Source organism: Bradyrhizobium monzae (genome assembly GCF_021458635.1).
In the GTDB taxonomy this organism is placed as follows: Bacteria; Pseudomonadota; Alphaproteobacteria; order Rhizobiales; family Xanthobacteraceae; genus Bradyrhizobium.
Map to the genome: position 1 here is coordinate 304,705 of NZ_JAIRDQ010000003.1, position 12,327 is coordinate 317,031.

Sequence of the window (12,327 nt, forward strand, 5' to 3'; positions counted from 1 at the left end):
GCGACCGCGAATTGAAAACCCGAAAACAACCCCATGCACAGTAGCCCAATCTGCAAAATCAACGGCCTGACGGCCCGGCGCAACGAGATGCGGATTTTACGAATTTTGTTTGACGCGTCGGGCAAAACACTGGCATGATGACATCATCGAAATCGCAGCGCACGGCCGGCACCAAGCCGGTCGCACAAACAAGAACAAAACGAGGAACGCTCCCATGACGTCCAGCTTCGATTTCGGGCCTCTGTTTCCCGCAGGGCTGCCGGCTCCCTCTACGCGCTGGACGGGCCTCGCGAAATACAGCTTTGTCGGCGGCAACAACGATTCCGAGCAGGTGCCGCTCGACCACTTGATCGAAGCGGCCAACCAGGCCCTGCAACGCGAGGGCCGCTCGCTCGCCACTTACGGCCTGGCGCATGGCCCGCAAGGTTACCTGCCGCTGCGCGAATTCCTGGTGACAAAACTGAAGCGCGATGCCGGCATCAGCTGCACGGTCGACGATCTCATGATCGTCTCCGGCTCGCTCCAGGCGCTCGACCTCGTCAACAACACGCTGCTTTCGCGCGGCGATACCGTGATCGTCGAGCAGGAAACGTACCAGGGATCGCTGCAGCGCCTGACTCGGCTGGGCGTCAACACCGTCGGCATTCCGCTCGACGACGGCGGCATGCGCATGGACGCGCTGGCCTCGACGCTCGCCGAGTTGAAGGGCCGCGGCATCCGGCCGAAATACATCTACACCATTCCGACCGTGCAGAATCCGACCGGCAGCATCATGCCGGAGACACGCCGTCTCGAGCTGCTGCGGCTTTCGGCCGAATATGGCGTGCCTGTCTTCGAGGACGATTGCTATGCCGACCTCGTCTGGTCGGGGCAACGGCCGCCGGCGATCCACGCCTTGAGCAAACATGGCGGCGTGATCCATATCGGCTCGTTTTCGAAGTCGATCGCGCCGGCCCTGCGCGTCGGATTCATCGTCGCGCCCTGGGATGTGATGTCACGGATGCTGGCGCTGAAGACGGATGCCGGCTCCGGCGCGCTGGAGCAGATGGTGCTCGCCACCTATTGCAAGCCGCATTTCGCAAGTCACGTGCCGGCGCTGACGAAGACGCTACGGACCAAGCTCGACACGCTGATGGAAGCCCTCAACGAGCAGTTCGGCACCGCGGCCGAATTCGAGGAGCCCAAGGGCGGCATCTTCCTGTGGGTGAAGCTGCCCGACCAGGTCGATACGCTCAAGCTCTATCAGGCTGCGCTCGCCGCCGGTGTCTCGATCAATCCCGGACCGGAATGGTCGACCAACAAGGGCCATTCAGGTTCGCGCCTGCGGCTGTGCTTTGCGAGCCCCTCGCATCAGCAGATCCGCGAAGGCGTCGCCGTGCTGGCGGAGGTCTGCCGCAAGGAGTTCGGCGTGCCGGCCCGTAGCGCCAATGTGGAGAAGCGCGTTTGAGGCTATTTTTTTGAGCATGATCTTTTCGGAAAACCGCTTCACACTTTTCCGGATCATGCTCAAGCCACCCGTGGCTGGCTGCCGTGAATCGCGGCGGCCAATCGCAGCAACAGGACGATCGAGACGTTGCCCTTGCCGGCCTCGATCTGGGCGATGTAGCGCTCTGAAATCCCCGAACGGCGCGCCAGTTCCCGGCGCGACAGCTCGCAGCGCGTGCGCGAAGACCTCAGACGCTCGCCCAGCTCGGCCAGAAATGCGGTCTCGGAATATGGCGGCAGCGCACGGCTTCCCGGCAGCACCTCGCCCGCGAAATCCATCACTTGATTCAGCATCGCTCTCACCAATTTCGCCTTCGAGAGCGTCATCCTACCCTTGATATGACCGCCCTCATTGACGCGGATCAAATTCGCGCGCGATTGGGGACGAGCGTGGACGATTGCGCGCGGAATGCTAGAGTTTGAAATTGTTCGAGGCGGGGCTTTTCAGGACATGACGCGTTGTTTGAGCCGCTGGATGACGGCGACGCTGCTTTGGATTGCGTTGACGTCCCTGGCGCGCGCCGAAACGCTCGCGGCAACCGTCGAGCAATGGGGCTTGCTCGGCTCATGGGCGGTCGACTGCGCGGCGCGGCCCGACCGCGACAAGGGCGCACTGCTGACTTACGAAATCCGCAAGGACGGCCGGGTGATGTACCGGCGCAATTTCGGCGACACCAAGGACGAGAACGAGGTGGTATCCGCCACGGTCAACGCCGAAGGCCTGCTCAATGTGATGGTGTATTTCCCCTCGCTTCAGCAGACGCGTGAGTTCGGGCTATTGCTCTCAGAGCAAGATAGCCTGCGCGCGATCTACAATCGCAGCGATCGGGGTGAGTACACGATCAGGGACGGCAAATACGTCAAGACCGGCGAAAAGACGCCTGCGCAGCAGCGTTGCGAATAGCCTGAACATCCATTCAGAATTCTCTTCCCGTTCCTCCGGAACGTTCGCACGTATGCGCCGTTCTCAATTGCATTACGTTGGAGGAGGACATCATGAAGAAACTTGGTTATGTCGTTGCCGCTCTGGGTGCGCTCGCGGTTGCGGCGCCGACGCTGGCAAGTGCTGAGACCGTTGTGATCAAGCATGGTCATCACGGCCCGTACGGCGCCCGCGCCGAATACCGCGAGCATCGCGACAATGGTTGGCATCGCGGCTGGCACCATCACGACCGTGTCGTTGTGGTCAAGCGCAGTCATCGCCACTGGGACTAATGCGCAACGCAAACTGGAAATGGCCCCTCGCGGGGCCATTTCTCTGCGTTGCTCTTTGCATCAGATATGGCGCCTGATGAAGGGTATCTCTCCGCAAATACACTATCGTAGGGTGGGCAAAGCGAAGCGTGCCCACGAATTCTTTCCATCGCGAGCGATCGTGGGCACGGCGCAAGTGCGCCTTTGCCCACCCTACGATGCCGAGCTAGCGGAGAGAAAGAGTTGACTAATCCCAGGCCGGCGCGAAGCCTGGATTGACGCAACGCCCGTCCTTCGGCAGCGCTGCGATCTTGTTGCGGTCGGCATCATCCAACTTGATCTTCAACGCGTCCAGATTGGCCTGCTGGCTCTCGCGCCGTGACGCCTTCGGGATCGCGGCGACACCATCCTGGTCGAGCAGCCATTTCAACGCCACTTGCGCCGCGCTCGCATTGTGCTTCGCACCGATCTCAGCGAGCACCGGATCCGAAGCAATACGTCCCTGCGCGAGTGGGCAGTAAGCGACGAGCGGAATCGACTTCGCATTGAGATAGGCCAACACCTTCGATTGATCCAGCATCGCGTGATATTCGATCTGGTTGCAGGCGATCGGCGCCTTGACGTCCTCGACCGCGACCTTGAGCAGCGCCGTGGTGAAATTGGCGACGCCGATCGCGCGCGTGCGCCCCTCTTGCTTCAGCTTCATCAGGGTCTCGAACACCGCGCCCCAATTCGCCGACTTCGACGGCCAGTGCACCAGATAGAGATCGACGTGGTCGAGCCTCAACTTCTTCAGGCTGGCATCGAAGGCGCGGCGGATCGCATCCGGCGCCAGATTCTCATGCCAGACCTTGGTCGTGACGTGCAGCTCGGCACGCGGCACGGAGGCCGCGGCCAGCGCGGCGCCGATGGCCTCCTCGTTGGCATACATTTCGGCGGTGTCGATGTGACGATAGCCGATCGACAGCGCGCTCTCGACCGCGGCACGGCAGGCATCGCCTTGCATGCGAAAGGTGCCGAGGCCGAGCTTGGGCATGCTGATGCCCTGTGTTTTCAAATGGTCCATTGAACAGGCTCCTGAGGTACTCAGCCCGCCGGATGCGCGCGGCGATGCCGCGTGAGCAGACTCTTCGGTGATGGAAAAGAGGTGGCGGGAGTTGCCACTATAACGTCGCAGACGCGCGGCGGCCAATCAAGATCGGGTTAACTTTGAGGCGCCATTGCTTCCCCGGCGTCATGGCCGGGCTTGTCCCGGCCATCCACGCCTTGCTGAAAGGCACGAAGAACGTGGATGCCCGGGACAAGCCCGGGCATGACGCCGGGGCTCTCAGAGTTGCCCTTCCCTCACGAATGCTGCGCCACCAAGGCGAGGGGTGCCTGCGGCTGCGGCACGATATCGACGGACCAGAGATCGCGGTTGTCGACGTCCTTCAAGGTCACCGTCATGACGCCGCTTGTGCCGTCGATGTCGACACGACCGAAGAACTGCAGGCCGAAACAGGGCGCGAGGTTCTCGCCCTGGGCTTCGCTGCAGCCGTTCCGGTACATCGCCACGGGGCCAAAACTGTTGTCGAGTTCGCCAGGGCCCCAGGTGCCTGCATGGAGGGGGCCCGAGACGAACTCCCAGAACGGCTCGAAATCGCAAAACTGCGCCTTGTTCGGATCGTAGTAGTGCGCGGCGGTGTAATGCATGTCGGCGGTGAGCCAGACGGTGTTGCGGACACAAACGCGCTTGATGAACGCAAGCAGATCGGCGATTTCGTGCTCGCGGCGGTCGGGCGGGCCGTCGCCGAGCGCGACGGCATCGAGGCTGATCAGCCCGATCGGCAAATCTGCGGCGATCACCTTCCAGGTCGCGCGCGAGGCAGCAAGCTCGCGCTTCAGCCAGGCGAGCTGCTCGGCGCCTAGAATCCAGCCGCGATGATCGTTGCCCTTGTTCCAGGTCTCGTCGCGGTAGCTGCGCATGTCGACCATGAAGACGTCGAGCAGCGGGCCGTAGGCGATCTTGCGATAGACCCGTCCCTGCCGCGCGCCGATGTCCCGGATCGGCATGAAGTCGAAGAAGGCGCGGCGAGCACGGGCAACCAGGCGCGGGGTGCCGTCGTCCTCATAGCCGGCGTCGTCATAGCTGCCGGTCGGCGACCAGTCGTTGGTCACCTCGTGATCGTCCCATTGCGCGAGCATAGGCACTTGCGCATGGAACGCGCGAAAATTCTCGTCGAGATGGTTGTATTTGTAGTTGCCGCGGAATTGCGCCAGCGTGTGCGCAACTTGCGCTTTCTCCTCTGTCACCAGGTTGCGCCAGATCTCGCCATTCGGCAGCTTCTGCTCGGACGGGATCGTGCAGTCGGCATAGATATGATCGCCGGAGTGGATGAAGAAATCCGGGCGGTTGTCGAGCATGGTCCGATAGCTGCGGTAGCCACCGCGGGAGATGTCGATGCCCCAGCCCTGCCCCGCGACATCGCCCGACCACAGGAACGAGATCGACTGCCCTTCGGCCGGCGCGGTACGGAAATGGCCGACGCGGCTTGCGCCGGCGATGCCAGTGGCAATGTCGTCGAAACGCACGCGATAGAAGATGTCCTGCCCCGGTGGCAGATCGTCGAGCTGCAGCCTTGCGGTGAAGTCTGCGTCGGGCAGAGCGTCGCGCGATGCGGACGCAATGATGGTCCTAAAGCTCTCCACCGTCGAGCATTCCACCTGCATGCGAGCAGGCCGATCCGTGCGCGCCCAGATCACGGCAGAGCCGTCCGAGACGTCGCCGGATTGGATGCCGCCCGCGATCTGCGGGCGATCGGCGGCGCGGCTGATGCGCGGCTTTGCGAGCGAGGCGGCGGCAAGACTGGATGTCGAGCGGACCAGGAACTGTCGCCGGGTCCATGCGCGCGAAGCGCGGAGCGTTGCCATTCAGGAGACCTTCGTCGAATCGCGACGAAAGGTGCCTGCGCTCCTTGACTCCCGGCTTACAGTTTCTTGACTCCACGCCTACGGTTTTGCGACGTGGAGGTGACGGTCTCGGACCGGGTCAGTGCTTCCAGCTGCAGATGCCGCCGGAACGACACGGCCAGGTCTGGATGCGGGTGTCCATCGCCTGCGCGTCCAGCGGATTGCCGCGGCGATGCGCGAGCTTGGCGCGGGCTGCGCCACGTGGCTGCGCGCTCTTCGTGTGAGCGATCTTCGGTGCGGACACATGCACGCGTTCGGCCGCAATCTTTTTCGGCACGTCGATGGGCTCGGCACGGGCATGCGCCTCGTTGCCGTCCTTCGCCTCCAGCGCGACCGGCGCGAATTGCGTCTCGGGCCCGAGCCGCTTCGGCGACAGGACTGCCTTGGAGAGATCGAGACCGAGATATTCGTCAGGCTTGTAGTCGTCAGCGCGCGCGATACCGCCCCCTGCAAGCACGAGGGCAATGGCAACCGCAAAAGGAACGCTTTTCAGGACCACGGACGCCTCCTGAAATTGATGATTAAAAGAGTAATCTACCTCTATTTAGGAGGCATCGCGCGCGATTCCAGCGGTCAACTGCCGCCGTGGTTAAGAAGTTTGGCGGGTCAAGCGACCTTTCGCGTCGCGCCGGTCCCATCCAGGAACCCCATAAGCCGGTTGCGGATGATTTGTTCCGCCTCGGTCATGATGCGATCCACGAGTTCCTTGCAGCTGGGGATGTCGTGGATGAGGCCTGCGACCATACCGCAGCTCCAGGCGCCGGCATCCATCTGCCCGTCCAGCATGATCCTGGGATAGACACCCGCGACCTGGTCGTGGATGTCGTCGATTGTCAGCTTGGCGCCCTTCTCGCGCTCGATCTCGAGCAGGCGGTCGACATTGGCGTTCTTCAGTACGCGCTCGGTGTTGCGCAGAGCCCGCATGATCAGGCGGGTGTCGAGCTCGGTCGCCGCGACCAGCGCGTTCTTCACGTTCTGATGGACAGGTGCTTCCTTTGTCGCGATGAAGCGCGTGCCCATGTTCATGCCGGCCGCGCCCAGCGACAGCGCTGCGACGAGGCTGCGCCCATCAGCCATGCCGCCGGAGGCCACGAACGGGATCTTCAACTCTTCCGCCGCGCGCGGCAGCAGGATCATGTTGGGAATGTCGTCCTCGCCGGGATGGCCGCCGCACTCAAAGCCGTCGACGCTGACGGCGTCGCAGCCGATCCGCTCGGCCTTCAGCGAGTGACGCACCGAGGTGCATTTGTGGATCACCTTGATGCCGGCGGCCTTCAGTGCCGGCATGTATTGCTCCGGACTGCGGCCCGCGGTCTCGACCGCCTTGATGCCGCCCTCGACGATGGCTGCAATATATTCAGGATAAGGCGGCGCCGCGAAAGTCGGCAGGAAGGTGAGGTTCACGCCGAACGGCTTGTCGGTCATGTCGCGGCAGCGCGCGATCTCCTTGGCGAGCAACTCCGGCGTCTTCTGCGTGAGGCCGGTGATGATGCCGAGCCCGCCGGCATTGGAGACGGCGGCGGCAAGCTCGGCAAAGCCGACGAAATGCATGCCGCCCTGGATGATGGGGTGCTCGATGCCGAACAGTTCGGTGATCGCGGTCTTCACTTAGTTCTCCTCCCGGAATTCTTGCTTGGCGTTGGGTTCAGTCTAGCCGGACTTCTGCGCCGCGGTCACCATTTCTCGCCGAACGGGCGAATCTCCATCTCGAAGGTCCAAGCACTCTTCGGCTGCTGATAGAGCTGCCAATAGGAATCAGCAACGGCCGACGGCGGCATCAGCAGATCGGGATTATCGAGCGCATTCGGCCCGAGCGCCTCGAGCCGGCGCTGCCGCACCCATTCGGTGTCGACGCCGGAATCAATGATGAGGTGCGCGACGTGGATGTTCTTCGGCCCAAGCTCGCGCGCCATTGCCTGTGCCACCGCACGAAGTCCAAACTTCGCGCTGGCAAAGGCCGCAAAGCCGCTACCGCCGCGCAGGGACGCCGTCGCACCGGTGAAGAAGATCTTGCCGCCGCCGCGCGCCAGCATCAGCCGCGCCGCCTCGCGCCCTGCGAGGAAGCCGGAAAAGCAGGCCATCTCCCACACTTTTCGAAACACGCGCTCGGTGGTGTCGAGGATCGGAAAATTGACGTTGGCGCCGACATTGAAGATGCAGACTTCCAGCGGCGCGTGCTTGTCGGCATCGTCGAGGAAGGAGATGATTTCCTCCTCCTTCCGCGCATCCAACGAGCGCGCATGGATCTCGCCGCCTGCGGCTTCGATGTCCTTCACCAGCGGCGCGAGCTTGTCGCCGTTGCGACGGCCCGCATAGATCGAAAAGCCTTCGGCGGCGAATTTCTTGGCAATCTCGGAGCCGATGAAATCGCCGGCTCCGATCACGGCCGCAGTCGCGTTTCGCTTGGGCAAGGTCGCCTCCTCCGGTGAGCGCATGTGATTGCTCAAAGGCTATAGTTCTAAAATAGAACTGTCAAACCTTGGGATCTGATGCTAAACTTCCGTCGAAATACCCCAGATCATTCAAGTCAGTTCCTTTTTCAGACTTATGCTGCCCAGGCCGGAGACGGGATCATGAAATGGGATACGCTGGACGAGGAGCCCTGCTCGCTCTCCCGCACCGTCGCCGTGGTCGGCGACCGCTGGACGCTTCTCATCCTGCGCGAATGTTTTCTGCGCGTGCGCCGCTTTGAGGCGTTCCAGTCCTCGCTCCAGATCACGCGGCACCTGCTCTCGGAGCGGCTGAAGAAGCTGGTCCGCTTCGGCATCCTGCGCCGCGTCCCCTATTCCGAAGCGCCGAAGCGACACGAATACATCCTCACGCAGAAGGGGCTCGACCTCTATCCGATCATCATGGCGATGGTACATTGGGGCGACACCCACATGGGCGACGAGCGCGGCCGTCCGCTGCTGCACGAGCACAAGGCTTGCGGGAAATTGTTCGACCCGGTGATGGTGTGCTCGGAATGCGGCGAGCCGCTGCATGCCAAGCAGGTGCACGTGCATGCGGGGCCGGGACAGCGGGGAGCTGACGCCGCCTAGTGCCCCCGCGCCGGCGCACTGAGATTGATCGGACGCAGCACGGCCGCCGTGGGGATCATCAGCACCGCGATGATCGCAAGCGTCCAGAACACGTCGATATAGGCGAGGAAGTCGACCTGTTGCTGCAAGGTCTTCCCCACCCAGGCGATCGCCTGCGCGGCCGCGTCGCTGGCATTCGAGCCCTGGGCCTGGAAGTAGCGTGTCATCGCGTCGATGGTCTGCTGGTAGCCGAGGTCGGACGGCGCGGCGTGCTCGATCAGGCGGCTCTGGTGGAATTGCTGGCGCTGCGCCAGAACCGTCTGCGCCAGCGCCACGCCCATGGAGCCGCCGATATTGCGGGCGACGTTGATCAGCGCCGAGGCCTGGTTGGTCTTGTCCGGCGGCAGGCCGTCATAGGATGCGGTCGTGACCGGCAGGAACAGGAAAGGAAGCCCGATCGCGAGGAAGATACGCGACAGAGCGGCATAGCCATACGTAATGTCGCCGTTGAGCCCGGTCAGGTGCCACATCGAGAAGGCGACCACCGCGGCGCCGAACATGATGAGGTATTTCGGCTGCACCGTGCTGACGAGCCGACCGGCTACCGGCATCAGCATCAAGGTGACGATGCCGGCGGGCGATAGTGCAAGACCTGCCAGCAGTGCCGTGTAGTTCAGCTCGGTCTGGAGCAGTTGCGGCAGGATCTGCGTGGTCGAGATCAGCACCGCACCGGTGCCGAGCATGACCAGGAAGCAGGCGGCGAATTGGCGCCGGCCGAGCAGACGGAGATCGATGATAGGCTCTTCGCGAGAGAGCTCCCACGGGATCAGTGCAAGCAGCGACACGGCCGACAGCACAGCGAAGAAAATGATCGTGTTCGAGCCGAACCAGTCGTTGCGCTGGCCTTCATCGAGCACGTACTCGAGCGAGCCGAGCCCGATCGCGACCAGCGCGAAGCCGATATAGTCGACCCGCAGACCCTTGCTCAGCAGCTTCTCCCGCTCCTCCTCCGCGCCCGACGGCTCCTTGACCAGCGTGCCTACCAGGAACAGCGAGAGCAGCCCCATCGGGACGTTGATCAGGAAGACCCAGTGCCAGCTGTAGGTATCGGTGATCCAGCCGCCGAGCGTCGGGCCGATCACCGGCGCGACGACCACGGCGACGCCGTAGATGGCAAAAGCCTGTCCACGCCTCGCCGGCGGGAAGGAGTCGGCGAGGATCGCCTGCTCGCTCGTGGCCATGCCGCCGCCGCCGAGACCTTGCAGGATACGGAAGAGCACCAGCGACTGCAGATTCCACGCGAACCCGCACAGCAGCGAGGAGACCGTGAAAGTCGCGACACAGATCATGTAGAAGCGCTTGCGGCCGATCACGGTGGACAGCCAGCCCGAGATCGACAGCACGATGGCGTTGGCGACCAGATAGCTGGTGATGACGTAGGTGCTCTCGTCGATGCCGACCGCGAGCCCGCCGGCGATGTGGCGCAACGCGACATTGGCGATGGTGGTGTCGAGCACCTCCATGAAGGTCGCGATCGAAACCACGAAGGCGATCAGGTAAGGATTGTGCCCACCGGCCGCCGAGCGTTCCGGCGACCAGCCGCCGGCAGATGCGCCGTCTTGCGTGGCGTCCGTCATCGCACCCTGGTCCAGGGTACGACCGACATGCCGGGACCAACAGGCAGATCGGCCGGCCAATTGTCGAGCACGATTTTGACCGGCACGCGCTGCACCACCTTGACGTAGTTGCCAGTGGCATTCTCCGCCGGCAGCAGGCTGAAGGCGGTGCCGGAGCCGGGCTGCACGGAATCGACATGGCCGGTCAGCATGCGCCCGGGATAGGCATCGATGCGGATCTCGACCGGCTGGCCCGGCCGCATGTCGGCGAGCTGGGTCTCCTTGTAGTTGGCGACGATCCAGATCTCGTCGGGGACGAACATCATCAGACTCTGTCCCGCGGTCACGAACGTGCCCTTGGCGCCTGAGAGCTTGACGACGCGGCCGGACTGCACGGCGACGACGTTGGTGTATTGCAGGTTTAGCTTGGCCTGATCGAGTTGGGCCTGCGACTGCTGGAGCTGCGCCTTGGCGCCGTCGAGCTGAGCCTGCAGCGTCTTGATGCCGACTTGCGCGGCTATCACCGCGGTCCTGGCGCGCTCGGTGTTGGCTTGCTGGGCCTGAAGATCGGAGCGGGTCTGCTGCTGGCGCTGCACGGTGCCGGCGCCCTTCTCGACCAGGTCCTGGGCGCGCGCAGATTCTTCCTGCGAGAACTGAAGCTGGGCCTGCGCCTGCTCGAGCTGCGCCTGGGCCTGCTTGATCTGCTCCTGCTGGGAAACGATCTGCGCCGCGACATTGGCGATGTTCGCCTTGGAGACCTCGACCTGCGCCGCAGCCTGATCGACGGCGATGCGATAGTCGCGCTCGTCGATCTTGGCGATGAGATCGCCAGCGTTGACGTGCTGGTTGTCCGTGACCGGGACATCGGTCACGTAACCGCCGACCTTCGAGGCCACGGAAAAGCTGCGCGCCGCGACGAAGGCGTCGTCGGTTGATTCATAGTGGCGAACCTCCAGCCAATAGAGCAGGCCGCCGACCAGCGCTGCGATCAGCACGGCGGCGCCGACGAGGGCGAGCAGCCAATGCTCGGCAATCCGCTCGCGTAGCGACGGGGCCCTGTCCGGATTCCCGGACTGATCCTTGGTCTCGCGCTCGGGATCCGGCGAATTGTTTGGAGGTTCCACCTTCTGCGGTTGCTCCGCCGACGGCCCACGCTCCCGGGTTTGAGCATCCACTATGAACACCTCGATCGGGACTAAAGGTGCGCCCTACGGCTTGGCCATGCGCGCATGCCGGGAGCCTAACCGCAAGCCTTGGGGCATGGTTCCGGGCTGTGCGAGCACCGCCGTCATTCGTGAGTGCATTGCGCAAAAAAGGAAACGCAGCACCAAGTTGCCCCGCGCTCCACAAATCGTCTGCGCCCCGGTCAATGCGTCTTGGTCTCGTGCCACTTCTCCAGGTCCGGCTTCTTCTCGCCGGACTTCTGCTCCTTCTCCGGATTGCCCTTCCAGGGCTTGTCCGTCTGGGCGTGCGATCCCCAGTCATTCTGATGCCGGGGATCGTCGTCGGGCTTTTCCTGGCTCATCGGATCTCCCTCTCGATGACGCGATTCAAGCGAAGGGAACGCCATAGTAGGAGTTGACACCACGCATGGCGGCGTCATCGCCCCAGTTCCAATCGCTGCGCTCGCCGTATTTTGGCGCACCTTCGAGCGACTTCGCGGTGATCCCGGTGACGTAGCCGCCGAGCTCGGTGTCGTACTTCAGCGACTGCCAGGGCAATGGGTAGTGATCATTGCCGAGGCCCAGAAATCCACCGAAGCCGAGCACGGCGTAGGATACCTTGCCGCTGACCTTGTCGATCATCACGCGTTCGATCGAACCGATCTTGTTCCGATCCGCGCCATAAACCGACGTTCCCTCGACCTTGTCGCTGCCAATCAAACGGCCCATCTCGCCGCGATCCAGCTCGCCTTGATTCAACATTTCGATTCTCCACTCAGCCGATGTGTGGACCAACTTGGGTGAAGGGGGGATCGTTCCAGAGGGCACCTGCGACCAAACAGGAACATCGCCGGGAACGCGCTGTTCTTGATTGTCAGATCAGGGAAACCGGGAGCCGTC

Annotated in this window: 14 protein-coding genes; 4 read left to right on the forward strand and 10 right to left on the reverse strand. The window is 63.1% G+C overall.

All coding sequences use genetic code 11. From position 1 onward, the window contains the following. Positions 1-214: 214 nt before the first annotated feature. Positions 215-1,447 (forward strand): aminotransferase-like domain-containing protein, encoded by a 1,233-nt coding sequence (locus K3F49_RS14930; RefSeq protein WP_234681699.1) that lies wholly within the window; start codon positions 215-217, stop codon positions 1,445-1,447. Positions 1,448-1,506: 59 nt separating this feature from the next. On the opposite strand, the gene K3F49_RS14935 is transcribed toward K3F49_RS14930, so the two are convergent. After that, positions 1,507-1,779 (reverse strand): helix-turn-helix domain-containing protein, encoded by a 273-nt coding sequence (locus K3F49_RS14935; protein WP_234681995.1) that lies wholly within the window; start codon positions 1,777-1,779, stop codon positions 1,507-1,509. A gap of 157 nt (positions 1,780-1,936) precedes the next feature. Here K3F49_RS14935 and K3F49_RS14940 point away from each other — a divergent pair, with 157 nt between their 5' ends. Further along, positions 1,937-2,389: a hypothetical protein gene (locus tag K3F49_RS14940; RefSeq protein ID WP_234681700.1), complete on the forward strand. Its 453-nt coding sequence runs from the start codon at positions 1,937-1,939 to the stop codon at positions 2,387-2,389. Between the two features lie 92 nt (positions 2,390-2,481). Continuing rightward, on the forward strand, positions 2,482-2,700 hold the full coding sequence (locus K3F49_RS14945) for a hypothetical protein (RefSeq protein WP_234681701.1): 219 nt from the start codon (positions 2,482-2,484) through the stop codon (positions 2,698-2,700). A 226-nt stretch (positions 2,701-2,926) separates the two neighbouring features. Here K3F49_RS14945 and K3F49_RS14950 read toward each other — a convergent pair whose 3' ends face one another. From K3F49_RS14950 to K3F49_RS14970, 5 genes are all read right to left on the reverse strand, one after another. Continuing rightward, positions 2,927-3,745 (reverse strand): aldo/keto reductase, encoded by an 819-nt coding sequence (locus K3F49_RS14950; RefSeq protein WP_234681702.1) that lies wholly within the window; start codon positions 3,743-3,745, stop codon positions 2,927-2,929. A 278-nt stretch (positions 3,746-4,023) separates the two neighbouring features. After that, on the reverse strand, positions 4,024-5,589 hold the full coding sequence (locus K3F49_RS14955) for an alkaline phosphatase D family protein (protein ID WP_234681703.1): 1,566 nt from the start codon (positions 5,587-5,589) through the stop codon (positions 4,024-4,026). A gap of 118 nt (positions 5,590-5,707) precedes the next feature. Further along, positions 5,708-6,127 carry a hypothetical protein gene (locus K3F49_RS14960; RefSeq protein WP_234681704.1) on the reverse strand — a complete coding sequence of 140 codons (420 nt, stop codon included), beginning with the start codon at positions 6,125-6,127 and terminating at the stop codon, positions 5,708-5,710. Positions 6,128-6,234: 107 nt separating this feature from the next. Further along, the gene (locus K3F49_RS14965) at positions 6,235-7,236 is read right to left on the reverse strand and encodes an NAD(P)H-dependent flavin oxidoreductase (protein WP_234681705.1); all 1,002 of its coding nucleotides are present in this window, start codon (positions 7,234-7,236) and stop codon (positions 6,235-6,237) included. Positions 7,237-7,301: 65 nt separating this feature from the next. After that, complete coding sequence (locus K3F49_RS14970) at positions 7,302-8,039, reverse strand: SDR family oxidoreductase (protein ID WP_234681706.1); 738 nt, start codon at positions 8,037-8,039, stop codon at positions 7,302-7,304. A 162-nt stretch (positions 8,040-8,201) separates the two neighbouring features. On the opposite strand from K3F49_RS14970, the gene K3F49_RS14975 reads away from it, so the two are divergent. Further along, positions 8,202-8,669, forward strand: coding sequence for a winged helix-turn-helix transcriptional regulator (locus K3F49_RS14975; protein ID WP_234681707.1), 468 nt, complete (start codon positions 8,202-8,204; stop codon positions 8,667-8,669). Here K3F49_RS14975 and K3F49_RS14980 read toward each other — a convergent pair. From K3F49_RS14980 to K3F49_RS14995, 4 genes are all read right to left on the reverse strand, one after another. Beyond that, entirely contained in the window at positions 8,666-10,285 is a 1,620-nt protein-coding gene (locus K3F49_RS14980) for a DHA2 family efflux MFS transporter permease subunit (protein WP_234681708.1), read from the reverse strand. The two genes, K3F49_RS14975 and K3F49_RS14980, sit on opposite strands and share 4 nt — an antisense overlap. Continuing rightward, positions 10,282-11,439 (reverse strand): HlyD family secretion protein, encoded by a 1,158-nt coding sequence (locus K3F49_RS14985; RefSeq protein WP_234681709.1) that lies wholly within the window; start codon positions 11,437-11,439, stop codon positions 10,282-10,284. Before K3F49_RS14985 ends, K3F49_RS14980 begins: the two co-directional genes overlap by 4 nt. Before the next feature lie 191 nt (positions 11,440-11,630). Then, on the reverse strand, positions 11,631-11,789 hold the full coding sequence (locus K3F49_RS14990) for a hypothetical protein (RefSeq protein ID WP_234681710.1): 159 nt from the start codon (positions 11,787-11,789) through the stop codon (positions 11,631-11,633). 25 nt (positions 11,790-11,814) lie between these two features. Next, on the reverse strand, positions 11,815-12,189 hold the full coding sequence (locus K3F49_RS14995) for a PRC-barrel domain-containing protein (protein WP_234681711.1): 375 nt from the start codon (positions 12,187-12,189) through the stop codon (positions 11,815-11,817). Positions 12,190-12,327 lie beyond the last annotated feature (138 nt).